Annotated in this window: 19 protein-coding genes and 1 tRNA gene; 9 read left to right on the top strand and 11 right to left on the bottom strand. The window is 73.0% G+C overall.

Features of this window, described 5'->3' with window-relative positions:
- Window positions 1-97 precede the first annotated feature (97 nt).
- A complete protein-coding gene (locus ACYVIH_RS21580; RefSeq protein ID WP_460871611.1) occupies window positions 98-1,501 on the bottom strand; it encodes an FAD-binding protein in 1,404 nt (467 codons plus the stop codon).
- A gap of 124 nt (window positions 1,502-1,625) precedes the next feature.
- Here ACYVIH_RS21580 and ACYVIH_RS21575 point away from each other — a divergent pair, with 124 nt between their 5' ends.
- Entirely contained in the window at window positions 1,626-2,534 is a 909-nt protein-coding gene (locus ACYVIH_RS21575; protein WP_460871610.1) for a LysR family transcriptional regulator, read from the top strand.
- An 81-nt stretch (window positions 2,535-2,615) separates the two neighbouring features.
- Here the strand turns inward: ACYVIH_RS21575 and ACYVIH_RS21570 are convergent, their stop codons facing one another.
- The 5 genes from ACYVIH_RS21570 to selD all read right to left on the bottom strand — a co-directional run bounded on the left by ACYVIH_RS21570 (window position 2,616) and on the right by selD (window position 10,351).
- Window positions 2,616-3,899, bottom strand: coding sequence for an L-lactate MFS transporter (locus ACYVIH_RS21570; RefSeq protein WP_460871609.1), 1,284 nt, complete (start codon window positions 3,897-3,899; stop codon window positions 2,616-2,618).
- Window positions 3,900-3,952: 53 nt separating this feature from the next.
- A complete protein-coding gene (gene nrfD / locus ACYVIH_RS21565) occupies window positions 3,953-5,032 on the bottom strand; it encodes an NrfD/PsrC family molybdoenzyme membrane anchor subunit (RefSeq protein ID WP_460871608.1) in 1,080 nt (359 codons plus the stop codon).
- Window positions 5,029-5,991 carry a 4Fe-4S dicluster domain-containing protein gene (locus ACYVIH_RS21560; protein ID WP_460871607.1) on the bottom strand — a complete coding sequence of 321 codons (963 nt, stop codon included), beginning with the start codon at window positions 5,989-5,991 and terminating at the stop codon, window positions 5,029-5,031. The genes nrfD and ACYVIH_RS21560 overlap by 4 nt, the downstream gene beginning before the upstream one ends.
- Complete coding sequence (fdh, locus tag ACYVIH_RS21555; protein WP_460871606.1) at window positions 5,988-9,296, bottom strand: formate dehydrogenase; 3,309 nt, start codon at window positions 9,294-9,296, stop codon at window positions 5,988-5,990. Before fdh ends, ACYVIH_RS21560 begins: the two co-directional genes overlap by 4 nt.
- Before the next feature lie 74 nt (window positions 9,297-9,370).
- The gene (gene selD, locus ACYVIH_RS21550; protein WP_460871754.1) at window positions 9,371-10,351 is read right to left on the bottom strand and encodes a selenide, water dikinase SelD; all 981 of its coding nucleotides are present in this window, start codon (window positions 10,349-10,351) and stop codon (window positions 9,371-9,373) included.
- A gap of 104 nt (window positions 10,352-10,455) precedes the next feature.
- On the opposite strand from selD, the gene ACYVIH_RS21545 reads away from it, so the two are divergent.
- Window positions 10,456-10,550: transfer RNA gene (locus tag ACYVIH_RS21545), tRNA-Sec, on the top strand.
- Between the two features lie 15 nt (window positions 10,551-10,565).
- Here the strand turns inward: ACYVIH_RS21545 and ACYVIH_RS21540 are convergent.
- Window positions 10,566-11,294 (bottom strand): helix-turn-helix transcriptional regulator, encoded by a 729-nt coding sequence (locus ACYVIH_RS21540; protein ID WP_460871605.1) that lies wholly within the window; start codon window positions 11,292-11,294, stop codon window positions 10,566-10,568.
- 65 nt (window positions 11,295-11,359) lie between these two features.
- On the opposite strand from ACYVIH_RS21540, the gene ACYVIH_RS21535 reads away from it, so the two are divergent.
- The 3 genes from ACYVIH_RS21535 to ACYVIH_RS21525 are packed head-to-tail and all read left to right on the top strand — an operon-like array spanning window position 11,360 to window position 13,643.
- Entirely contained in the window at window positions 11,360-11,800 is a 441-nt protein-coding gene (locus ACYVIH_RS21535) for a hypothetical protein (RefSeq protein WP_460871604.1), read from the top strand.
- Window positions 11,797-12,423, top strand: coding sequence for a GTP cyclohydrolase I (folE, locus tag ACYVIH_RS21530; RefSeq protein WP_460871603.1), 627 nt, complete (start codon window positions 11,797-11,799; stop codon window positions 12,421-12,423). Before ACYVIH_RS21535 ends, folE begins: the two co-directional genes overlap by 4 nt.
- Window positions 12,423-13,643, top strand: coding sequence for an NAD(P)/FAD-dependent oxidoreductase (locus tag ACYVIH_RS21525; RefSeq protein ID WP_460871602.1), 1,221 nt, complete (start codon window positions 12,423-12,425; stop codon window positions 13,641-13,643). Before folE ends, ACYVIH_RS21525 begins: the two co-directional genes overlap by 1 nt.
- Window positions 13,644-13,701: 58 nt before the next feature.
- Here the strand turns inward: ACYVIH_RS21525 and ACYVIH_RS21520 are convergent, their stop codons facing one another.
- Together ACYVIH_RS21520 and ACYVIH_RS21515 are read right to left on the bottom strand one after the other, a co-directional pair.
- Complete coding sequence (locus ACYVIH_RS21520; RefSeq protein WP_460871601.1) at window positions 13,702-14,514, bottom strand: hypothetical protein; 813 nt, start codon at window positions 14,512-14,514, stop codon at window positions 13,702-13,704.
- Between the two features lie 227 nt (window positions 14,515-14,741).
- Window positions 14,742-15,503 carry an IclR family transcriptional regulator gene (locus ACYVIH_RS21515; protein WP_460871600.1) on the bottom strand — a complete coding sequence of 254 codons (762 nt, stop codon included), beginning with the start codon at window positions 15,501-15,503 and terminating at the stop codon, window positions 14,742-14,744.
- A gap of 114 nt (window positions 15,504-15,617) precedes the next feature.
- Between ACYVIH_RS21515 and pcaH the strand changes: the two genes are divergently transcribed.
- The 4 genes from pcaH (at window position 15,618) to ACYVIH_RS21495 (ending at window position 20,178) form a co-directional block, all read left to right on the top strand.
- The gene (gene pcaH / locus ACYVIH_RS21510) at window positions 15,618-16,418 is read left to right on the top strand and encodes a protocatechuate 3,4-dioxygenase subunit beta (RefSeq protein ID WP_460871599.1); all 801 of its coding nucleotides are present in this window, start codon (window positions 15,618-15,620) and stop codon (window positions 16,416-16,418) included.
- Window positions 16,415-16,990: a protocatechuate 3,4-dioxygenase subunit alpha gene (pcaG, locus tag ACYVIH_RS21505; protein WP_460871598.1), complete on the top strand. Its 576-nt coding sequence runs from the start codon at window positions 16,415-16,417 to the stop codon at window positions 16,988-16,990. The genes pcaH and pcaG overlap by 4 nt, the downstream gene beginning before the upstream one ends.
- Before the next feature lie 73 nt (window positions 16,991-17,063).
- Window positions 17,064-18,386: an L-seryl-tRNA(Sec) selenium transferase gene (gene selA, locus ACYVIH_RS21500; protein WP_460871597.1), complete on the top strand. Its 1,323-nt coding sequence runs from the start codon at window positions 17,064-17,066 to the stop codon at window positions 18,384-18,386.
- A 4-nt stretch (window positions 18,387-18,390) separates the two neighbouring features.
- The gene (locus ACYVIH_RS21495) at window positions 18,391-20,178 is read left to right on the top strand and encodes a SelB domain-containing protein (protein ID WP_460871596.1); all 1,788 of its coding nucleotides are present in this window, start codon (window positions 18,391-18,393) and stop codon (window positions 20,176-20,178) included.
- Between the two features lie 27 nt (window positions 20,179-20,205).
- Here ACYVIH_RS21495 and ACYVIH_RS21490 read toward each other — a convergent pair whose 3' ends face one another.
- On the bottom strand, window positions 20,206-21,165 hold the full coding sequence (locus tag ACYVIH_RS21490; protein WP_460871595.1) for a pirin family protein: 960 nt from the start codon (window positions 21,163-21,165) through the stop codon (window positions 20,206-20,208).
- 2 nt (window positions 21,166-21,167) lie between these two features.
- The gene (locus ACYVIH_RS21485) at window positions 21,168-23,261 is read right to left on the bottom strand and encodes a SpoIIE family protein phosphatase (protein WP_460871594.1); all 2,094 of its coding nucleotides are present in this window, start codon (window positions 23,259-23,261) and stop codon (window positions 21,168-21,170) included.
- Window positions 23,262-23,268: the final 7 nt, after the last annotated feature.

Below are 23,268 nucleotides of genomic sequence, written 5' to 3'. Positions count from 1 at the left end.
CCTCGCGGGTGGCCGGCTCCACGGAAGGTAGCCCGCCCGGGGCCGGTCGAAAACGGGCCGAACGTCCCGGGTCGGGCATCCCTTGGTCCTGCGTCGGTCAGTCCCGGGCGACCAGCGCGTGCCCGTGGCAGAACGTGTTGCCCGGGTCGACGGCCTGCTTGACCTCGAGCAGGCGCCGGTGGACGTCAGGCTGCCAGGCCGCGGCCACCGCCTCCGGCGTGTGCGCGTCGCCAAGGAAGTTCAGCTGCGCGGTGCCGGTGTGCCACGGCTCCAGGGCGTCGAGGATGCCTCGGCCGACCGCGGGTACGACGTTCTCGAGACCCGGCATCAGCGGGCCGACCACGAACGCACTGAAGGCCGCCTCGCGTCCGGTCACCGCGTTCGGCACCTTCGGCTGCCGCGAGAGCGCTCCACCCATGAGCCGCAGCTCCACCATCGCCAGCGGGATCTCGACGTCCGGGCCCACGACCGCGAGCAGGTTGTCGATCGCCTCGGCCGGCAGCTCGGCGAGCAGCCGTCCGCGCTCCCAGGCCGGCATCGGGTCGGTCGGGTCCTGGTGGATGGCGTCGGCCTCGGCGTACGGCATCGTCGCCAGCATCGGTGCGATCACCTGCCCCGCGCTGAGCATCGGCCCGAGCAGCCGCTTCCCTTGCTCGGCCGCCCCGGTCCAGGCGAAGCGCAGGTGCACGACGAACGTGCCCCTCAGCGGCTCCGGGATCTCCTCGAGCGGTGGCAGCCGCAGCATCGCCACCGACGTGCCGGCCTGGTCGGGAAGGGCGGGCGCCCACTCGCGGAACGCGTGCAGGACGTCCGCGGCCGAGGAGCCCTCGAAGAACACGCCGCCGCCGTAGATCTCCGGCACCGCGACCAGGCCGAACTCGAGCGAGGTGACGATCCCGAAGTTGCCCTTGCCCCCGCGCACGGCCCAGAACAGGTCCGGCTCGTGCTCGGCGTCGAGGTGGCGGACCTGCCCGTCGGCGGTGACGATCTCGACGCTCTCCACGAGGTCGGCGGCGAAGCCGTGCTGACGGGAGAGCGCGCCCATCCCGCCACCGAGGGTGTAGCCGACCACGCCGACCTGCGACGAGGAGCCGCTCAGTGGGGCCAGGCCGTGCGGCGCGGCGGCGGCCACCACGTCGGCCCACCGGGCGCCGGCTGCCGCGGTCGCCGTACGACGGTCGGGGTCGACGACGACCTCGCGCATCCGCGAGGTGGTGACGAGCAGGGCACCGTCGGCACCCTTGACCGGGCCGTGGCCGGTGGCCTGGACCGCGACGGGGAGCCGGTGCCGGCCGGCCCAGGTCACCGCAGCCGCGACGTCCTCGGCACAGGTCGCCCCGACCGCGACCGCCGGCCGGTGGGTGATCGCGAGGTTGAAGGTGGCCACCTCGTCCGCGAGCCGGGGGTCGTCGCCGGCCAGCACGGGGCCGCGGACCGTCGCGGCCAGCGCGTCGAGGTCCGCCCGGGTGGTCCCGGTCGAGATCGGGTTGGTCATGCTCATGCAGTGCTCCCAGAAGTTGACGTCCCGGACCGTCCGGGCCGCTCCCGAAGGTGGCGCAGACCAGTGGCCGGGGTCGATGTCTTTTCGTCTCACCGGCGTTCGACGGTGCCTAACATGGCTGGTCATGGAGCTGCGGCAGCTTCGCTACTTCGTCGCGGTGGCCGAGGAGCTGCACTTCGCCAGGGCAGCGTCTCGGCTGCTGATCACCTCCCCCACGCTCAGCCAGCAGGTCAAGGTCCTCGAGCGCGACCTCGGCGTGCGCCTGTTCGAGCGCGGGGCGGCCGGCGTGCGGCTGACGCCGGCCGGAGCAGAGCTGCTGCCGCTGGCCCGCAGCACGCTCGCCGGTGCGGGTGCGCTGGAGGAGACCGCCCGGCGGCTGGCGCTCGGACGGGCATCGACCCTGCAGGTCGGGTTCCTGTCCTTCTCGCTGACCGCACCGGTGCGTCGGCTGCTCAACGAGTTCGGTCGCGCGGAGCCGACCGTGGACCTCCAGCTGCGGCAGTACGAGTGGGACGACCCGTCGGCCGGCCTGGCCGACGGCTGCAGCGACGTGGCGATCCTGCGACCGCCGTTCACCGGCATGGAGTGCCTGAGCACGCTGGAGATCGGCAGGGACCCGCTGGTCGCGGTGATGGCCGAGGACCACCCGCTCGCCGGTCTGGCGTCGGTGCCGGCACGCCGGCTGGCGCGGACGCCGTTCCTGGAGACCCGGCTGGTCACCGACCCGGTGTTCGCCGACTACTGGTACCAGCGCCGGATCCGGGCGGCCGGCGTCGACGCCGTGCTCAGCCGGGCGACCACCGTCGAGGAGTGGCTGGCCGACATCGCCCTGGGCCGGGGGGTCAACCTGGTCCCGGCCGGCCTGGTCGAGGAGTACCACAAGCCCGGGTTGGCGTTCGTGCCGGTCGAGGACCTCGAGCCCTCGGTGTTGGTGGTGGCGTGGGACCCGCGGCGGGAGAGCCCGGGCGTGCGGCGGTTCGTCGCGCTGGCGGCCGAGGCGGTCGCCGAGCGCCGTACCACCGCTCCGCTCTGATGCGGGGCTGTGGACGGTTCCCCGGCCGTACACCGCGTGTGGACCGTCCGTAACCCCGCGTTACACGGGCTGGGGGCGGTGCTACGCGGGCTGGGCGGCGCGGGCGCGGGGCTTCTTCGTGATAAGGGTGAGCAGCACCGCGGCGAGCCCGATCACACCCATGGTGGTGTAGCCCAGGGTGTAGTTCGGCTCGCCGTCACCGAGCAGGGTGGAGATCACGATCGGGCCGACGACGCCGGCGATGCTCCACGCGATCAGCATCAGGCCATAGATCGCGCCGGCGTTCTTCACGCCGAAGTAGTCACCGGCCGTCGCCGGCATCGTGCCGAAGCCGCCGCCGTAGCAGAGGTAGATCACCGCAGCGAGCACGAACCAGAGCGCTGCGTTGCCCGCGTGCGGGAGGAGCACCAGGCAGATGCCCTGCAGGCCGAGCATCGCCGCGAACGCCGGCATCCGGCCCATGTAGTCCGAGGCGGCGGCCCACACGATCCGGCCGGCTCCGTTGAAGATCGCGAGCACACCGACGACCGTCGCGGCGGCAGCAGCGCTGTAACCGGCGATCCCCGACGCGCTGCCGGCGGCCTGGGAGATCAGTGCGATGCCGACGGTGGTGTTGAGCGCGAGGATCGCGGTGAGCAGGTACCACTGCGGCGTGCGCAGCGCCTCGCCCTGGGTGTAGTTCACCGCCGCGTCGGTCTCCGCGCCTCCGGCACCGCCCTCGTAGCCGGGCACGACGTAGCCGGCCGGGGGGTTCTTGAAGAACGACGCGCCGACCAGCGACATCACCAGGTAGGCGATGCCGAGCCAGAGGAAAGCCTTGGTCGGCTGGTCGGGGTCCTGGTCGATGAGCCACTTCGCGACCGGGGAGGTGAGCACCGCGCCGAAGCCGAAGCCGCCGACGGCGAGGCCGGTGATCAGGCCCTTCTTGTCGGGGAACCACTTCTGCAGCATCGCGATCGGGACGATGTAGGCGACACCGAGACCGAAGCCGCTGATCACGCCGTAGCCGGCGATCAGCAGCCACAGCTGCTCCTCGCCGCGGGCGAACCCGGCGAGGATGATCCCGATCGCGTAGATGACGCCGCCGGCGAGCGCGACCACGCGGGGGCCCTTGCGGTCCTGGATCCGGCCGCCGATGTAGGTGCCGATGAAGATCATCGCGATCGTCACCGTGAACGGCAACGACGCCTGGACCTTGCTCAGCTGCCACGGTCCGGCGTCCTGCAGTGCCGCGGAGAAGGTGCTCCAGGCGTAGACCGCCCCGATCGAGAACTGCAGCAGCAGTCCGGCCGCCACCAGCAGCCAGCGGTTGCCGGAGGGCGTCTGCGTGCCGGGCGCGTCGCCGGCCTGGGTCGAGCTCGCCATGGTCTGACTCCTTCTCGTCACACGCCTCTCCCGAGCGGGGCGGCGCGTCGGATCTAGCCCTGGTAGCGGATCGGTTCTCCTCGGTCGAGCCGCTCGCGCTGGGGTACGACGGTGTACTTCGGGTCGCGAGCGGACTCCTGTCCGGCCTCGAAGACCCCGAACCTGGTCAGCGCGGACCCGGCCATCAGCGCGGCCCCCGACAGCATCGCGATCCCGCGGCTGCGTCCCGAGAGCAACGTGCCGGCGGCGCCGGCGGCGGTCAGCGCCTTCGCCGCCTTCATCAGGTTGCCGGCGTGGCCCTTGTGCAGCGGCTCGGCGGTGAGCCCCATCGAGCGCTCCATCAGCTGCTCGGCCAGCAGCTCGGCCACCGCGCCCCCGGCCGCCGCGCGCCGCGCGGGTCCGGCCTGGTCCGTCGGCGTGCCGATCATCGCCAGGCCACCCGCGGCGGCCAGCCCGGAGCTGACGAACACGAACGGCAGCTCCTTGTAGGCCGAGTGCCACGACGGGGTCGCGGTGTCGGCGAGGAGGACCGCGGTGTAGGCGGCCACCGGCGGCGCGGTGAGCCCGGCGAGCAGCCCGGCCGGGCGGCCGGCGAGCCGCAGCAACCGCAGCGGTCCCTTGACCTTGCCCTCGGGCAGCAGGCCGACCACCTCGCCGGCCGCGGCCGCGCCGGCGAACGGCCCGTAGATCGAGAGGATCCAGGTGCCGACCGACATCGGCGAGGTCAGCTTCATCGTGCGCAGCATGTTCAGGAACCGCGACGGCCGGCCGAGGTCGTGGACCAGCGCGGCCATGCTGAAGCCGAGCGCGCCCAGGGCGCCGATCCGGCCGACCCGGCGCAGCGCCGGCAGGTCGTTGAGGTCGGCCCCGGCGGCGAGCAGCGAGGAGCCGGCGGCGAGGCCGCCGGCGAAGAGGTACGCCGGGATGTCGTGCTCCCACGGCGAGGGCTTGACCACGGGCCGGCCGTAGTAGGAGGTGAACTCGGCTTCGGGCACCATCGAGCGTTCGCCGCCGCGACCGGCCCGGCGGCGTCCCCCCCTGCGGCCGGGGCGGCGGCCGCCGTCGGACCCGATCGGCGCCGTGCGGCCGGGGTCGGTCCTGGTCTGTCCGTGGCGGTCGACCTCCGGGCTCATCCGCGCCTCCCCAGGAACGAGATCGCAGCGCCCGCGAGCATGGTCAACGCTGCCGCGGTCGCACGGTTGAACATCTTCGGCAGGTCGCGGGTGGTGACCACCGGGTCGGGCGGGAACCCGTAGACCTCGGGCTCGTCGAGCAGCAGGAAGAACGCGCCGGCGCCGCCGACCCCGTCGTGGGGGTCGTTGCCGTAGAGCCGGGCGTCCATGATCCCTGCCTCGTGGAGCCGGGCGACCCGGTCGTTGGCCCGCTCGCGCAGCTCGTCGAGGTCGCCGTACTGGATCGACTCGGTCGGGCAGGCCTGCGCGCACGCCGGCTTCTGGTCGGCCTTGAGCCGGTCGTAGCACAGCGTGCACTTCTGGGCGACGCCCTCGTTGAGCACCGCCTTGCCGTCGCTGCTGCCCTTGCGCCGGTCGATCACGCCGTAGGGGCAGGCGGGGACGCAGTAGCCGCAGCCGTTGCAGATGTCCTCCTGCACCACGACCGTGCCGAACTCGGTGCGGAACAGCGAGCCGGTCGGGCACACGTCCAGGCAGGCGGCGTGGGTGCAGTGCTTGCACACGTCGGACGACATCAGCCAGCGGAAGTCCGGCTTCTCCGCCTCCGTGCCGTCGGGCAGCCGGACCTCCGGACCGTCGGACCCCACCGTCGGCATCCCGAGGTCCACCGGGGGCTGGCGCAGCCGCGCCTCCTGGTCGCCGAGCCGCTTGGGCTGCTCGATGAAGGCCACGTGGCGCCACTGGTTGGCGTTGAGCGAGTGGCTGTTGTCGTACGACGAGCCGAGCATGTCGAAGCCGTGGTCGGGGACGTCGTTCCACTCCTTGCACGCCACCTCGCAGGCCTTGCAGCCGATGCAGATGCTGGTGTCGGTGAAGAAGCCCTTGCGCGGAGGCGGGTCGTCGTACCCCGCCTCCCGCGCCGGGTCGACAGGGCCGAACAGGCTGTTCTTGCCGATCACGTGTCAGCCTCACTGGGATCGGGGGTGGGGTTGCCCTCGTCGTCGGAGCCGGCGGCCGCGCCGACGGTGACCACCGGGGCGTAGACGTCGTGCCGGATGCCGGCGCGGTCGCGGTACTCCTCGACGAGCCGGAGCAGGGCGGCGCCCTTGGGGCGCCGGCCGGGCAGGACGTCGCAGGTGCCGACCTTGCTCTCCTGGATCAGGACGTTGGGGTCGAGGGTGATCCCGAGCAGGTCGTTGGCGGAGTCGCCGGTGACCATGCCGCCCGAGCCCCAGTGGTAGGGAAGCCAGACCTGGTGCACCGTCCGGCCCTCCACCCGCAGCGGGCTGAGCCGGTCGGTGACCAGCACCCGCCCCTCGACGGCGGCCCGCGCTGTCACCACGTGGCACCAGCCGTTGTTCTCCAGGCCGCGCTCCCGCGCCAGCTCCGGGGAGACCTCGACGAACATCTCCGGCTGCAGCTCGGCGAGGTGCTCGAGGTAGCGGCTCATCCCGCCGGCCGTGTGGTGCTCGGTCAGCCGGCTGGTGGTGAACACGAACGGGAAGACGTCCGCGTGCGCCTCCGGAGGGCTGGGGTTCATCCGGTTGTCCTCGCGGTCGTACTGCTTGCGGGTCGGGTTCGCCTGCTGCCCGTAGAGGGGGTTGCGGAACGGCGACTCGACCGGCTCGTAGTGGGTCGGCAGCGGACCGTCGATCAGCCCCTGCGGGACGTAGAGCGCGCCCTTGCCGTCGCCCTGCATGATGAACGGGTCGAGGCCCGAGATCGCCTCGACGCCCTCGGAGCCCTCCGGCGGGCGGTACGACGGCGGCTTGGTCTTCTCGAAGTCGGGCACGTCGTGGCCGGTCCACTCGCCCTTCTGCTCGTCCCACCAGACGTAGGCCTTGCGCTCGCTCCACGGCCGGCCGTCGGGGTCGGCGGAGGCGCGGTTGTAGAGGATCCGCCGGTTCATCGGCCACACCCAGCCCCACTCCGGAGCCACCCACGACTGCTCCGAGCCCGGCTTCCGGCGGGCGGCCTGGTTGACCCCGTCGGCGAAGACGCCGGTGTAGATCCAGCACCCGCCGGCAGTGCTGCCGTCGTTCTTCATCTCGTTGAACGTCGACAGCGGCCGGCCGGTGGCGACCTCGTAGCCGTTGATCTCCTTCAGCACCGCCTCGGCGCTCGGCTCGGCGTGCTCGCCGTGCACGGGGTAGTCCCAGGCGAGGTCGAGGATCGGCCGGTCACGCTCCTCGGTGGAGTCCTTGAGCCGCTCCCGGACCAGCCGGCCGAGGTGGTAGAAGAACCAGAGCTCGGAACGGCAGTCGCCCTTGGGCTCCAACGCCTTCTCGCGCCACTGCAGCATCCGCTGGGTCTGGGTGAACGTGCCCTCCTTCTCGACGTGGGAGGCTGCCGGCAGCAGGAACACCTCGGTGCGGCACTCCTCGGGCACGATCTCGCCGGTCTCGACCTCGGGGGAGTTCTTCCAGAACGTCGCGCTCTCGATCTCGAACAGGTCCCGCACCACGAGCCAGTCCAGGTTGGCCATGCCGAGGCGTTGCGCCTTGCCGTGCGCGGAGCCGACCGCGGGGTTCTGCCCGAGGAGGAAGTAGCCCTTGACCTTGCCGTCGATCATGTCCAGGACGGTGCGGTAGGTGCCGTGGTCGCCGGTGATCTTCGGCAGGTAGTCGAAGCAGAAGTCGTTCTCCGGCGTCGCCTTGTCGCCCCAGTAGGCCTTGAGCAGGTTGACGCCGTAGGCGTCGGCGTTGTGCCAGAACCCCTTCGACCCCGGCTTGCGCACCGCGTCGATCCACTCCGCCAGGCTGGTGTGCTCCGAAGCGTTCGGCATCGGCAGGTAGCCGGGCAGGATGTTGAACAGCGTCGGGATGTCGGTGGAGCCCTGGATGCTGGCGTGCCCGCGCATCGCCATGATCCCGCCGCCGGGGCGGCCCATGTTGCCCAGCAGCAGCTGGAGGATCGCCCCGGTGCGGATGTACTGCACACCGACGCTGTGCTGGGTCCAGCCGACGCTGTAGACCAGCGCCGTGGTCTTGTCGCGCCCGGAGTTCTGCGTCCACGCCTCGCAGACCTCGAGGAAGGCCTCCTTCGACACGCCGCAGGTCTCGGCGACCATCTCCGGGGTGTAGCGGGCGTAGTGCCGCTTGAGGATCTGGTAGACGCAGTTCGGGTGCTGCAGCGTCTCGTCGCGCGGCGGGTGCGCGTGCACCGAGATGCCGTGCGTCTCGTGCTGGAGGGCACTGGCGGTCTCGCGCTGCATCGCCTGGTCCTGGCGCCTCGAGCCCTCGGCCTCCTGCTCCTGGAACTGCCAGCTGGCCGGGTCGTAGGTGCGCGTCTCGGGGTCGAAGCCGGAGAACAGCCCGTCGAGGTCCTCGGCGTCCTGGTAGTCCTCGCTGACGATGTGGGCGGCGTTGGTGTAGTGCGCGACGTACTCGCGGAAGTCGAGCTCGTTGCTCAGGACGTAGTTGATGATCCCGCCGAGGAACACGATGTCGGTGCCCACGCGCAACGGGACGAACGTGTCCGCGAGCGCGCTGGTCCGCGTGAACCGGGGGTCGACGTGGATGATCTTGGCGCCCCTGGCCTTGGCCTCCACCACCCACTGGAAGCCCACCGGGTGGGCCTCGGCCATGTTCGAGCCCTGGATGATGATGCAGTCAGCGTTGGCGAGGTCCTGCTGGAACCCGGTGGCGCCGCCGCGCCCGAAGCTGGTCCCCAGACCGGGGACGGTGGCGGAGTGTCAAATACGGGCCTGGTTCTCGATCTGGATCGCGCCCATCGCCGTGAACAGCTTCTTGATGAGGTAGTTCTCCTCGTTGTCGAGGGTCGCGCCCCCGAGGCTGGCGATGCCGAGCGTGCGGCGCACCTTGCGGCCGTCCTCGTCGAGGTCCTGCCACGTGTCGTTGCGCGCCTTGACCACCCGGTCGGCGATCATCTCCATCGCGGTGCCGAGGTCGAGGTCCTCCCACTCGGTGCCGTACGGCCGGCGGTAGCGGACCTTGGTCTGGCGCATCTCGCTGGTGACCAGGTTCTTGCTGGCCGAGCCCTTCGGGCACAGCCGGCCGCGCGAGATCGGGCTGTCGGGGTCACCCTCGATCTGGATGACCTGCTCGTCCTTGACGTAGACCTTCTGACCACAGCCCACCGCGCAGTACGGGCACACGCTGCGCGCGACGCGGTCCGCGGTCTCGGTGCGGGCGGAGAGCTGCTCGGTGTGCTCGGAGCGCACCGCCGGGCCGCGCCCGAGCGGGTCCTTGCCGGCGAACTGCCGCAGCACCGGCCAACCGAGGAACGCCTTGCCAGAAACCATCGCTCTGCTCTCCTCCCGTTTCGCCGGAACCTACCCCAACCACCGAGCTTCATGCGAGGGGTGGACGACGAGCTTCAACGAACTTCGACCAGGTGCTCCCGTCGCGGGACCAGCTCACCGACCACCGGGTGGCCGGGCAGCTCGCCGGCGACGAGCAGTCCACCGGAGGTCTGCGCGTCGGCGAGCAGGACGAGCTCGTCCTCGCCGTGCGCCGAGCTCAGGTGCGGCCTGACCCAGTCCAGGTTGCGCCGGCTGCCGCCGGGGACGAACCCCTGGGCGAACGACTCCCGGGCACCCTCGACGTACGGCACGGCGGCCGCGTCGACGACCGCGGTGACCCCGCTGGCGCGGCACATCTTCATCAGGTGCCCGAGCAGCCCGAACCCGGTCACGTCGGTCGCGCAGCGGATCCCGGCGGCGACGGCGGCGCGCGAGGCGTCACGGTTCAGCGTGGTCATCTGCGCGATCGCCTCCTCGAACCTCTCACCGGTCGCCTTGTGGCGGTTGTTGAGCACGCCGAGGCCGAGCGGCTTGGTGAGCGTGAGGGGTACGCCGGGCACGCCGGCGTCGTTGCGGAGCAGCCGGTCGGGTTCACCCATCCCGGTCACCGCCAACCCGTACTTGGGCTCCGGGTCGTCGATGCTGTGGCCACCGGCCAGATGGGTCTTCGCCTCGACACAGATGTCGGCGCCGCCGCGGAGCACCTCCGCGGCGAGCTCGAAGGGGATCTTGTCGCGCGGCCAGGCGAGCAGGTTCACCGCCACCACCGGCGTGCCGCCCATGGCGTAGATGTCGGAGAGCGCGTTGGCCGCGGCGATCCGGCCCCAGTCGTAGGCGTCGTCGACGACCGGGGTGAAGAAGTCGGCGGTGGCGAGCACCGCCCGGTCACCGTCGATCCGGACCGCCGCCGCGTCGTCGCCGTGGTCGAGACCCACCAGCAGGTCCCCGCCGGCTCGGCTGGTCGGCAGGTCGCCGAGGATCGCCTCGAGCTCGCCGGGTGGCACCTTGCACGCACAGCCGCCACCCGCAGCGTACTGGGTGAGCCGGATCCCCACGCCCGGACCGGCCGTGCTTGCTGGGTGCGGTGTGGTCGCGGTCACGAAGGTCACCCTACGTGCCGTTTCGACGAGGGCCTAGAGTGTCACGCCAGTGGTCGCGGGGAGGCGTTTCTCGTCTGGTGACGGGCGCGGTCCTCAAAACCGTAGGGGCCCGGCATCCGGGTCCGGCGGGTTCGATTCCCGTCCGCCTCCGCCACCACTGTCCCCCGCGCTACCGGGCGTCCTCGATCCTGACGCAGCAGAGCCCGGGCTGCGGCGCGAGCACGGCGCGCGCGTTGCGGGTCTCGAGCCCCTCCAGGACGGCACCGATCAGGGTGTGGTTCATGCCGCACACCAGCGCGGTGTGCTCGGCGGCCAACCGGTCGAACGGGCAGTTCGCCAGGCAGACCTCCCGCTCGGCGACCCTCGGCTCGTAGCCGTGCCCGCCCAGCACGTCGGCAACCTGCTCGAGCTCGCCCGCGGGCGGGTCGCCGGCGGTCTCCGCGAGGTAGCCGGCCACCATCCGCCTGCCGGCGTCACGCGCGGCTGCGGCCACGGTCTCGGCGACCGGGCGGCCCTCGGCTATCGAGGTGTCGATCGCCGCGGCCAGCACGTCACCGGCGAGGTCGTAGTGCCGCTCCGGCAGCGAGACCGAGAGCTGTCGCGCCGAGCGCCGGTAGAGCTTGGCGGGCCGCCCGGCACCGGGCCCGGACCTGCCCGACAGCCGCCGGAACTCGGTCTCGAGGAGCCCCTCGTCGACGAGGCGGTCGAGGTGGAACTTCACCGAGTGCAGCGGGAGGGCGGTCGCGTCCGCGGCCTGCTCGCGGCTCACCGCATCGGGTTGGGCGGCGACGTAGAGGTAGAGCTCCCGGCGCGCCGGCTCGACCAGGCTGCCCACTCCGGACAGCTGTCGGGCGAGCTCCTCGCGCGCGGCCGCGCGCTTTCTAAAAGAGAAGACCATTGACTAAAACCTCTCGGGCGCTCTAACGTCCAGATAATACTTCTTTAGAGCCGTTGGAGGCAGCCATGACCCAGACCCGCCCCACCCCGGCAGCCGAGCTCAGCGTCGACGGGCCCGCCCGCGAGGCGTTCGTGCTCCTGCGCACCGTGTTCACGATCGCTCCGATCGCCTTCGGCCTCGACAAGTTCCTCGGCCTGCTCACCGACTGGGAGGACTACCTGGCTCCCTGGGTCAACGACCTCGTGCCCGGCGACGCCCACCAGGCGATGCTCGCGGTCGGCGCGGTCGAGATCCTCGCCGGCGTGCTCGTCGCGGTCCGACCGGCCCTCGGCGGCTACGTCGTCGCCGCCTGGCTGCTCGGCATCATCGTCAACCTGGTGACGATGGGTGGGTACTTCGACGTCGCCCTCCGCGACTTCGGCCTGCTCGTCGGCGCACTGGCGCTGGCGCGGCTCGCCTCGTCACCGCGCACCGGCCGCACCGGCGTCCGGACGGACGCGGCGTGACCGCCCGGCCGGAGACGGAGGACGCCGTCCTCCGCTGGCGGCCGCGGGTCGTGCACGACGGCGCGCCGGTGGACCTCCGGGCGGCGGAGCAGGCGGCCGCCGACCTGCTCACCGCGCTGGGCATGAGGCTCGAGGGCGACACCGAGCGGACGCCGCTGCGGATGGCGCGGGCCTACGCCGAGCTGCTCACGCCCCCGGAGTTCGAGATGACCACCTTCGACAACACCGACGGCTACGACGAGCTGGTCCTGGTCCACGACATCCCGGTCCGGTCGGTCTGCGCGCACCACATGCTCCCCTTCGTGGGGGTCGCCCACGTCGGCTACCTGCCGGCCGCGCGGATCCTGGGTCTGTCCAAGCTCGCCCGCGTCGTGGACTTCTTCGCACACCGGGCACAGACTCAAGAGAGGCTCACCCAGCAGGTCGCCGAGCACCTCGAGGACCAGCTCGCGCCGCGCGGCGTCGGCGTCGTGGTCGAGGCCGAGCACTCGTGCATGACCGTCCGCGGCGCCCAGGCCCTCGGCACCCGCACCGTCACCTCGGCCCTGCGCGGGACGCTCCGGGAGAACCCCGCCTCGCAGGCGGAGTTCCTGTCGCTGGCTCGCCACACCAGGGAGGGATGATGGCCGGACCCGAGAGCATCGTGATCGTCGGCGGCGGGCTCGCCGCCGCCAAGGCCACCGAGGAGCTGCGCGGCCAGGGGTTCGCCGGCCGGCTGGTGCTGGTCTCGAGCGAGCCGCACCGGCCCTACGAGCGGCCTCCGCTGTCGAAGGGGTTCCTGATGGGCGGCGACCTCGAGAAGGTCTTCGTGCACCCGCAGGAGTGGTACGTCGACCACGACGTCGAGCTGCGGCTGGGGACGACGGTCACCGCGATCGACGTACCCGGCCACACGGTGAGCACCACCGACGGGCCGCTCGGCTACGACCGGCTGCTGCTGGCGACCGGGTCGCGGCCCCGGCGCCTGCAGTCGGCCGACGACAGCGGCGCGCCGGTGGCGTACCTGCGCACGATCGAGGACAGCCGGCGGCTGCGATCACAGCTGCAGCCGGGCGCCCGGGTCGCGATCATCGGGGGCGGCTGGATCGGTCTCGAGGTGGCCGCCGCGGCACGCACCGCGGGCTGCGAGGTGGTCGTGCTCGAGGCGCTGGAGCTGCCGTTGGTGCGCGTGCTCGGCCCGGAGGTGGCGCGAGTCCTCACCGACCTGCACCTCGAGCACGGCGTCGACGTGCGGACCGGCACCACGGTCGCCGCGGTCGACAGGCGCGACAACGGGGCTCTGCTGACGCTCGGCGACGGGACGACCGTCGCGGCCGACCTGGTCGTGGTCGGCATCGGCGTGCAGCCGAACGCCGAGCTGGCCGCGGACGCCGGGCTCGAGACCGAGAACGGCATCGTGGTCGACGAGCAGCTGCGCACCTCCGACCCTGACGTGTTCGCCGCCGGCGACGTCGCGAACGCGCGCCACCCGCTGCTCGGGCACCGACTCCGCGTCGAGCACTGGGACAACGCGATCGGGCAGGGCGTCACCGCGGCGCACAACCTGCTCGGGGCCGCCGAGCCCTACGACCGGCTGCCGTACTTCTTCACCGACCAGTACGACCTCGGCATGGAGTACGTCGGTCACGTCGGCCCCGACGGCTACGACGAGGTCGTGCTGCGCGGCGACGTCACGGGGCGTGTCTTCACCGCGTTCTGGCTGCGCGAGGGGGCGGTGCTGGCCGGGATGCACGTCAACGACTGGGACGCCATCGAGCCGGTTCGGGCCATCGTGACGGCCGGCCGGGTCGACGCCGCACGGCTGCGCGACGAGAACACGCCGCTCGCCGCGGTCACCGGCTGAGCGTTGCCGGCGCCACGCGGCCCGCACCCGGAGGCGCGGGCCGCCCGTCAGCGCTCGGCTACCTGCCGGACGCGAACGACGAGACGCACTGCCCCTGGTTCTTGTAGGCGCCCGGGAAGTTGGTTGCCCAGCCGCCCTTCTTGCAGTCCTCCTTGGTCCACACGCGCGGACCGAAGTCGAAAGTCGTCGTGTCACCGGCGACCCCGACGCTGAGCCAGTCCACCGCTCCGCTGATGTCGGGGTTGCTGGAACCGAGGTTGAGACCCAGGCTGCCCGGGAAGTCCGGCGCCTCGGTGATGGTCGCGTCCGGGAACAGCGCGAGGACGTCGTCGAGCGTGCAGTCCGCGGACTGCCCGCAGCCGGCGGCGGCCACCGGACCGCTGCCCCACCAGACCGCGTCACCGTCGTTCACGGCGTCCCAGGTCTGCCACTCGCCGGTGAGCACCGCTGCGTTGCCCTGGTCCTGGTAGGGCTCGTAGACCAGGTAGGAGTCGGCGACCTCGTCACCGTTGGTGTCGAGCCGCAGGTTGAGTGCCGGCAGTCCCGCGACGAACCCGCCGGTGGGCAGCTTGTAGGTGGTGTAGCGCAGCTCGGTGAGGTCGGCGAGCCGCACTCCGTCGTACCGGTCGGTGAGCAGCTGCACCTTGTCGGCGTTCGAGGCGGTTGTCGACAACAGCGCCGCTCCGCGGCCGTCGACGTCGGCGAACTGCAGATCTCCGGCGGCGCGGGTGTCGGCGGTGAACCAGTCGGCGCCGAGGTCGGTCTGCGTGACGGCCACGGTTCCGGCGGCCAGGGCCGGCGCCGCGACGACGGCTGTGCCTGCGGCAAGGACTGCCGAGGCGAGCAAGGTGCTGGGCTTGGACAGACGCACGTAGGTGTTCCCCCTCTTGTTGCCCCGATCGCGGGGACTGCTGAGGCGGCGGCGTGGTCGGCGTCGCCGCGGCCGAGGCCGACTCGGCCGTTGGCAGTCTCGCAGCCGTCGGCAGCCGGCACGGTGGCTTCGCGGTTCGTCGCCACAGGTGCACGGTTCGTCCCTCGTCGTCCGGTTTGGCGGTCCTCCACCCGGGGGACGGGGAACCAAACAGCCGCGGCCACCGGTCAGCGAGACGGCGGCCGCGCCAGCGTGCGCTGGATGCCCTGGGCGGCGACCTGGAGGGCCGACACCAGCCGCCCGCGGTCCCGGCGCAGGCTGGGCACGACGATCCCGACTGCCCCGACGACCTCGTCGCCGTCGCCGCGCACCGGAACCGCCACCGAGCAGGCGCCGAGCGTCATCTCCTCGTGCGTGGTGGCGTAGCCGTCGTGGCGCACCCGGGCCAGCTCCCGGCGCAGCCGGCCGGGCTGGGTGATCGTGTGCGGGGTGACCCGGCGCAGGTCGGAGAGCACCTCGAGCTGCACCTCCTCGGGGGCGTAGGCCAGCAGCACCTTCCCGACCCCGGTCGCGTGCATCGGCAGCCGCGAGCCGACCGTGCTCACCACCGGCACCGACATCCGTCCGGCCAGCCGGTCCAGGTAGAGCACCTGGTTGCCGTCGCGGACCGCGAGGTGCACCGTCGCCAGCGTCGCGCCGTAGACGTCGTGCAGGAACGGCGAGGCTGCCTCGCGCAGACCGGTCTGCACCGGCGCGAGCAGGCCGAGCTCCCAGAGCCGGTGGCCGACCAGGTATCCGTCGGCCCCGCGCTGCAGGGCTCCCCAGGCGACCAGCTCGGCGACCAGCCGGTGCGCCGTGGCCGGTGGCAGGTCGGCGCGCCGGGCGATGTCAGTGAGCCGCAGCTCGCGGTGCCGCTCGTCGAAGGCGCCGAGCACCGCGAGCACCCGGCTCGCCACGGTGGCGCCCGGTCGCGAGGTGTTGCCGGCCAATCCCGACCCCCTTCCACTCAGTGGAAGCATACGTTCGCGGCGCGCACAGCGGTTCGCCTACCGTCTCCGATGCGGCCCCGTGCGGGCCGGTCACAGCCATCAGAGGAGGGACCCATGGCACAGACCCCGCCCGACGTACCGTCGTCGGACGCCGCGTCGACCACGCAGGCGGCGGTGAGCGAGGAGATCGCCACGATCGCCAAGGAGTACGCCGCGGTCGCGGACGAGCGCCCGGAGACGCAGCCCCGGCTGGACTACCCGCCGTACCGCAGCAGCATCCTGCGTCACCCCACCAAGGACCTGCACCACGCCGACCCCGAGACCATCGAGCTGTACGCGCCGGTCTTCGGACACCGGGACGTCGACATCCTCGAGTCCGACCTCACCATCCAGCACACCGGTGAGCCGATCGGTGAGCGGATCGTGGTCACCGGGCGGGTGCTCGACGGCCAGGGCCGGCCGGTGGCGAACCAGCTCGTGGAGATCTGGCAGGCCAACTCCGCCGGACGCTACGTGCACAAGCGCGACCAGCACCACGCGCCGGTCGACCCGAACTTCACCGGGGTGGGCCGCTGCCTGACCGGTCCCGACGGCAGCTACCGGTTCCAGACCATCAAGCCCGGCCCCTACCCGTGGAAGAACCACACCAACGCCTGGCGGCCGGCGCACATCCACTTCTCGCTGTTCGGCACCGACTTCACCCAGCGGATGATCACCCAGATGTACTTCCCCGGCGACCCGTTGCTCGGCCTGGACCCGATCTACCAGTCGATCACCGACCAGCGGGCGCGCGACCGGCTGATCGCGGCCTACGACCACGACGTGTCCACGCACGAGTGGAACACCGGCTACCGCTGGGACATCGTGCTCACCGGCGCGAGCGCCACCTACATGGAACCGGAGGACGAGCAGTGACCGAGTCTCCCCTGACCGAAGCTCCGCCGGCGGCGACCCCCGGCCAGACGATCGGCCCGTTCTACCACTTCGCCCTCCCGTACGACGGCGGCAGCGAGCTCGTCCCGCCGGGCCACGCCGACGCCGTCCGCCTCACCGGTCGCGTGCTCGACGGCCGCGGGCAGCCGGTGATCGACTCCATGATCGAGATCTGGCAGGCCGACGCCGACGGCAACGTCGTGCAGCGGGCCGGCTCGCTGCACCGCGACGGCTGGACCTTCACCGGCTTCGGCCGGACCTCCACCGACAACGACGGGCGCTACAGCTTCACGACCGTGCTCCCGGGGGCGGTGGACGGCCGGCCGCCGTTCATCGCGATGACGGTCTTCGCCCGAGGACTGCTCAACCGGCTCTTCACCCGGGTCTACCTGCCCGGCCACGACCACGCCGGCGACCCCCTGCTCGGCTCGCTCCCCAAGGAGCGGGCGCGGACGCTGGTCGCCGAGCAGCGGGGCAAGGAGCTGCACTTCGACGTGCGGCTGCAGGGTGAGGACGAGACGGTCTTCCTGAGGTACCCGCAGCAACCTGCGTGACCCGTCACGGGTGGCGCGGCGCGGCAGGGTAGCGTCGCAGGTCACAGGCCTGCTCGACCTCGGGAGGATCGCCGTGACCGACCAGCGACGCGCGACCCCGCGGACCGACCACGTGCTCGCGGACCCGCGGCTGCGCGCGGCGGCGGGCAGGGTCGGCGAGAAGCTGGTCAAGGCCGCGGTCACCGAGGCGCTGGATCGTTGCCGCGTCGGCGACATCTCCCCCGCTGACGTCGCCGACGAGGCCGTCCGCATCGTGCCCGCCCACGCCACGAGCATGCGCCCGGTCGTGAACGCCACCGGGGTGATCGTGCACACCAACCTCGGCCGGGCACCGCTGTCGCAGGCCGCGGTCGAGGCGGTCACCGTCGCGGCCGGGGCCACCGACGTCGAGCTCGACCTCGACACCGGTCGACGGGGACGGCGTGGCCGCTCGGCGATGGCCGCGCTGGCGGCCGCGGTCCCCGAGGCGGGCGGCGTCCACGTGGTCAACAACGGTGCGGCCGCCCTGGCCCTGGTCACCTGCGCGCTGGCGATGGGCCGCAACGTGGTCGTCGCGCGCGGGGAGATGGTCGAGATCGGCGACGGCTTCCGGATCCCCGAGCTCGTCGAGTCCGTCGGCGCGCGGCTGCGCGAGGTGGGCACCACCAACCGGGTGCGGCTGTCCGACTACGAGCGGGCCGTCGACGACGACACGGCGTTCGTGCTCAAGGTGCACCCGTCGAACTTCGTGGTCGAGGGCTTCACCTCCTCGGTGTCCGTCCGGGAGCTCGCCGGGCTGCCGGTACCCGTGGTCGCCGACATCGGCTCGGGCCTGCTCGCCCCTCATCCGCGGCTGCCCGACGAGCCGAGCGCGTCCGCCGCGCTCCGCGCCGGAGCGGACCTGGTCACCGCGTCGGGCGACAAGCTGCTCGGCGGCCCGCAGGCGGGGCTGCTGCTCGGCCGCGCCGACCTCGTCGAGCAGCTGCGCCGGCACCCGTTCGCCCGGGCGCTCCGCGTGGACAAGCTGACCCTGGCGGCGTTGGAGGCGACGCTGACCGGGCCGACTCCCCCGGTCGCCGCGGCGCTGGAGTCCGACGCCGCAGCGCTCCTGGTGCGAGCCGAGAAGCTCGCCGCCGAGCTGGCCGGGGTGGTCCCCGCCGAGGCGGTCGTCTCCGCCGCTGCCGTGGGTGGCGGCGGCGCCCCCGGGGTCGAGATCACGAGCGCCGCGGTCGCGCTCCCGGCTGAGCTCGCCGGCCCGTTGCGTCTGGGCTCCCCGCCGGTGGTCGGGTACGTCGCCCGGGGCCGGCTCCTGCTCGACCTGGTCGCGGTGCCGGCCGAGCAGGACGCGCTCCTGGTGACCGCCGTACGACGGGCCGCCGGGGCTGTCCTGGGCAGCGACGAGACGCGGGAGGACTGACCGGGTGCACGTCATCGCCACCGCCGGTCACGTCGACCACGGCAAGTCCACCCTCGTGCGCGCGCTGACCGGCCAGGACCCGGACCGGCTGGCCGAGGAGCGGCTGCGCGGGTTGTCGATCGAGCTCGGCTACGTGTGGGCGGACCTGCCGCCGGTCGGCGAGGTGGCCTTCGTCGACGTCCCGGGGCACGAGCGGTTCATCACCACGATGCTCGCCGGGATCGGGCCGGTGCCGGCGGTGCTGTTCGTGGTCGCCGCGGACGACCCGTGGATGCCGCAGGCCGCCGAGCACCTGGCCGCCCTCGACGCGCTCGGTGTGCGGCACGGCGTGGTCGCGGTGACGCGGGCCGACCTCGCCGACCCCGGCCCGGCGATGGCGCGCGTCGCCGCCGAGCTGGCCGGGACCACACTGCACGGGGCGCCGGTGGTCGCGGTGAGCGGCCACACGGGTGCGGGGCTCGACGAGCTGCGCGACCACCTGGTGGCCATGGTGCGGTCGCTTCCGCAGCCCGAGCCCGCGGCCGACGTCCGGCTGTGGGTGGACCGCAGGTTCACCGTCAAGGGCGCCGGGACCGTGGTGACCGGCACGCTGCCGGCCGGCACGGTCGCGGTCGGCGACACGCTGGCGTTCGATGGCCGGGCGGCCAGAGTGCGCGGCGTGCAGTCGCTGGGCCGAGAGATCGGTTCGGCGACAGGGGTGGCCCGGGTGGCGCTCAACCTGGCCGGGGACGGACTGGCCGACCTGGACCGCGGCGCCGTGCTGGTCACCCCGGGCGCCTGGGAGCCCACCGACAGCGTCGACGTGCGGATCTCCGCCGGGCACGGCGCCGCAGGCCTCCCCCCGGAGCGGCCAGTGCTGCACGTCGGCGCCACCTCGGTCGGGGTGCACTGCCGTCCGCTGTCCGACGACCTGGTCCGGCTGCGGCTCGAGCGCCGGCTGCCGCTGCGGATCGGGGACCGTGCGCTCCTGCGTGACCCCGGTAGCCGGCTGGTGTGGGGGGTGGCGGTCCTGGATCCCGCGCCGCCCGGGTTGCGCCGGCGCGGGGCCGCCGCACGACGGGCCAAGGCGCTCACCGCGGTGGACGGGCCCGACCTTGCCGGCGAGGTGGCCCGCCGCGGGCTGGTCCACGTGGACCTGCTGCGGCGGATCGGGGTGCCGGTCGGCCAGGTGTCCGGCGCGCTCGGGTCCGGAGCGGTCCCGGCCGGCGTCGTCGCCGCCGACGGTTGGCTGCTGAGCTCGGAGCGGGCAGCCACGGCAGCCGAGGCGCTCGGGGCGTGGGTGACCGAGCACGACGCGGCGGCTCCGCTCGAGGCCGGCCTGCCCCTGACGGTGCTCGCCGAGCGGCTCGGGCTGCCCTCCCCCGCACTGGTCCGAGCGCTCGTCGGTGAGCCGCTGCGTGTGGACGGTGGACGGGTGACGAGCAGGCGGACCGTCGTACTCCCCGAGCGGGTGCAGCGGGCCGTCGAAGCGGTCAGGCACGACCTCGAGACCGACCCGTTCGCGGCCCCCACCGCCGACCGGCTCCGGGAGGTCGGCCTGGACAACAAGGCGGCCGCGGCGGCGGCCAAGGCGGGCCTCCTGCTGCGCCCGGCGCCGGGCATCGTGCTGCTCCCGGGGGCGGACCGGCTCGCCGCCTCGTGGCTGGCCGAGCTGCCGCAGCCGTTCACCACCAGCGAGGCGCGGGTGCGGCTGGGGACGAGTCGCAGGGTGGTGCTGCCGCTGCTGGAGCACCTCGACCGCGCCGGGCTCACCCGCCGGCTGCCCGATGACCGGCGCGAGGTCACCGGCTGACCGGCACCTGCGCCGCCGCGGAGCGGGTCAGCCCCAGGCGCTCGGGTCGCCGGGGCCGGGTGGGCTGACCCGGGGCTTGATCCGCACGTTCGGCAGCGGCGGTGCGGGGATCCGGTCGACCTCACCGACGTACCCCTCCACGCGGCCGAACCGGTCGGAGCCGGCTTCCCACGCCTCGCGGTACTCGACGATCTCCTCGTGGGAGCGGCCGACGAAGTTCCACCACATGACGATCTGCTCGCCGAACGGCTCGCCGCCGAGCAGCATCACGCGCGCCGGCTCGCCCGAGGTGTTCGCGATCCGCAGCTCGGAGGCGCCGGGCGCGACGTAGCCGAGCTCGGCAGGCTTGAGCTCGGTGTCCCCGAGCTGCACCGGGCCGAGGTCGACCAGCAGGCCGTGCTCGAAGGCCGGGTCGACGTCGAGCGCGAGCTCGGCGCCGGGCTCCAGCAGGATCTCGGCGCCGAGCAGCGGCGTGTGCGTCGCCACCGGTGAGGTGTCCCCGGCGAGCGTCCCGAGCAGCACCCGGACGCTGGCCCCGTCGAGCGCGACCGACCGCGGCGCGTGGTGGGCGAAACCCCGGGGCATGTCACGCGCGGAGTCCGGCAGCGCCAGCCACAGCTGCACCCCGTGCAGGACCGTGGTCTGCGGGGTGGAGACCTCGGAGTGGGCGACACCGTGGCCGGCGGTCATCAGGTTCAGCTCGCCGGGCCGCACGGTCGCGTGCACCCCATGGGTGTCGCGATGCTCGATCTCGCCGGTGAACAGCCAGCTGACCGTCGCCAGCCCGGTGTGCGGGTGCGGCGCCACGTCCATCCCGCCGGTGACCTCCACGTCGTCGGGCCCGTAGTGGTCGACGAAGCACCATGCCCCGACCATCGAGCGCCGGCGCTGCGGCAGCGTGCGCCGCACGGTCATGGCCCGCGGGCCGCCGAGCGGCACGTCGCGGGCGGTGATCACCTCGACGGGGGCGGGCTGGTGCGCGGGCATGCTCACCACTGTGACACGGTGGCCGCCCCGCGCCCAGAGGGTGCGACGGGGGTGCGCAGGCGTACCGCGACCAGCGCGACGTCGTCGTCGTTCTCCGCGGGGATCATCTCCGCGAGCAGACGGTCGCACATCGCCTCCAGCGGCAGGTCGGCGAGCCGGTCGACCGCGTCGAGCAGCGTGCGGACGCCCTGGTCGATCGACTCCCCGCGCCGCTCGACGAGCCCGTCGGTGTAGAGCAGCAGGGTGCCCCCGGGAGCCAGCGTCGCCGGGCGCTCGGTCCGCTCGGTGTGGGCGAGCACCCCGAGCAGCAGGTCGGCCTCGTCGTTCTCCAGGGCGACCGCTCCGCCGCCGGGCGGGACGACGATCGCCGGCGGGTGCCCGGCGTTGGACCAGCACAGCCGCGCGGAGCCCGGGTCCCCCGGCTCGCGCGGTCGCACGCGTACGACGAGACCGGTGGCCGTCGTACGGATGTCGAGGCCCTCGATCGCGGCGTCGAGCCGGCTCAGCATCTCCGCGGGACCGGTGCCGGTGGTGTAGCTGATGCCACGCAGCAGAGCACGCAGCTGACCCATCGCCGCGGCCGCCCGCGTGTCGTGGCCCATGACGTCGCCGATCACGAGGACGGTGCTGCCGTCGGCCTGCACGAAGGCGTCGTACCAGTCGCCGCCGACCTGAGCCTCCTGGGTCGCGGCGACGTAGCGCACCGCGATCTCGGTCTGGTCGTTCTCCGGCGGATCGGTGAGCAGGCTGCGCTGCAACCCCGCAGCGATCTCGCGCTGCTGTGCGTGGAGCGCCAGGGTGTCGAGGGCGACGCCGGCCCGGCGGCCGACCTCCACGGCGACAGCGAGGTCCTGCGGCGTGTACGCCGGTGACCCCGAAGCCCGGACCAGGCTGAGCGAGCCGCGGATCTCGTCGCGGCCGGGCATCGGCACGGAGACCACGCTGCCCACGCCCAACCGGGCGACGACCAGGCGGGTGGTCTCGTCGTCGATGAACGAGGTGAGCTCCTCGGCGGTCACCGACGGCCGCAGGACGGGCTGGCCGAGGCGGACCACCGTGCGGCTGGGTGAGTCGTCGGCAAGCCCGGCCATCAGGCCCTCGCGGATGGTCGCGGACTCCCGTTCCAGGGCCCGGTCGCGGTGCCGTACGACGACGCGGACGCTGCGGCCGCGCTCGTCGTAGGTCTGCAGGCTCACCCAGTCGGCGAACATCGGGACCAGCTGGTCGGCGAGCCGGCCGAGCGCCATGTCGACGTCGAGGGTGCCCGAGAGCGCCTCCGACACACGGCCGAGGAGACCCACCTGCTCGGCCAGCCGGTCGCGGGTGCGCTCGGCCTGCCGGCGGCCGGACACGTCCTGGACGAGCACCAGCACCGCGTCCTCACCGTTCTCGAGCCGGGTCGGGGCGGCGCTCACCTCGACCGCGGTGTCGTCGGGACCCTCGACGGTGGTCGCGGCCGCCTCGTCCAGCCGGCCGGCTCGGGCGAGCAGGAAGGCCGACTCCAGGTAGTCCGGCGACGGGAACAGCGCCGGGAGGTGTGCGCCGGCGGCCTCGTTGGGCAGCTCGAGCAGGTCCCCGGCCCACCGGTTCCAGGTGACCAGCCGCGCGTCGAGGTCGCCGACCAGCACCCCGAACGGCGCATGGTCGAGCAGCGCACCGAGCGATGCGGGGGCCAGCGCGTGGGGCGTCGACACCGTCTCCTTGGCGGTCACCGCGGACAGCGTCTGCTGGTGGGCACGCTGGAGACGGCTGGCCTCGAGCACCTCGCCCACCCGCTCGACGAGCCGCCCGTCGGTGGCCTCGAGGATGGCGAGCGAGGCCGGGATGCCGGGGGCGTACATCGACGCACGCCGCAGCTCCGCGTCGCTCTCCGGCGTGGTCAGCACCACCACCCCGCAGAGCGGGTGCGCCCGATGCACCCACTGCACCGCGGCGAGCGCGTTGTCCGCGGTGGTGCCGAGGACAACCATGGCCACGTCGTCGTCGAGTGCGCTGCGGAGCTCGGTGAGCGGCACGGACCGGCACTCGTGGGCGAAGGTCTTCGTCAGGGTGGATTCCTCGTCGGGCCCGGCCGCGACGAGCAGGAGATCTGGCACGGCAGCG

The organism is Nocardioides pakistanensis, from assembly GCF_054781215.1.
This window is presented reverse-complemented; position numbering and strand designations above follow the sequence as displayed.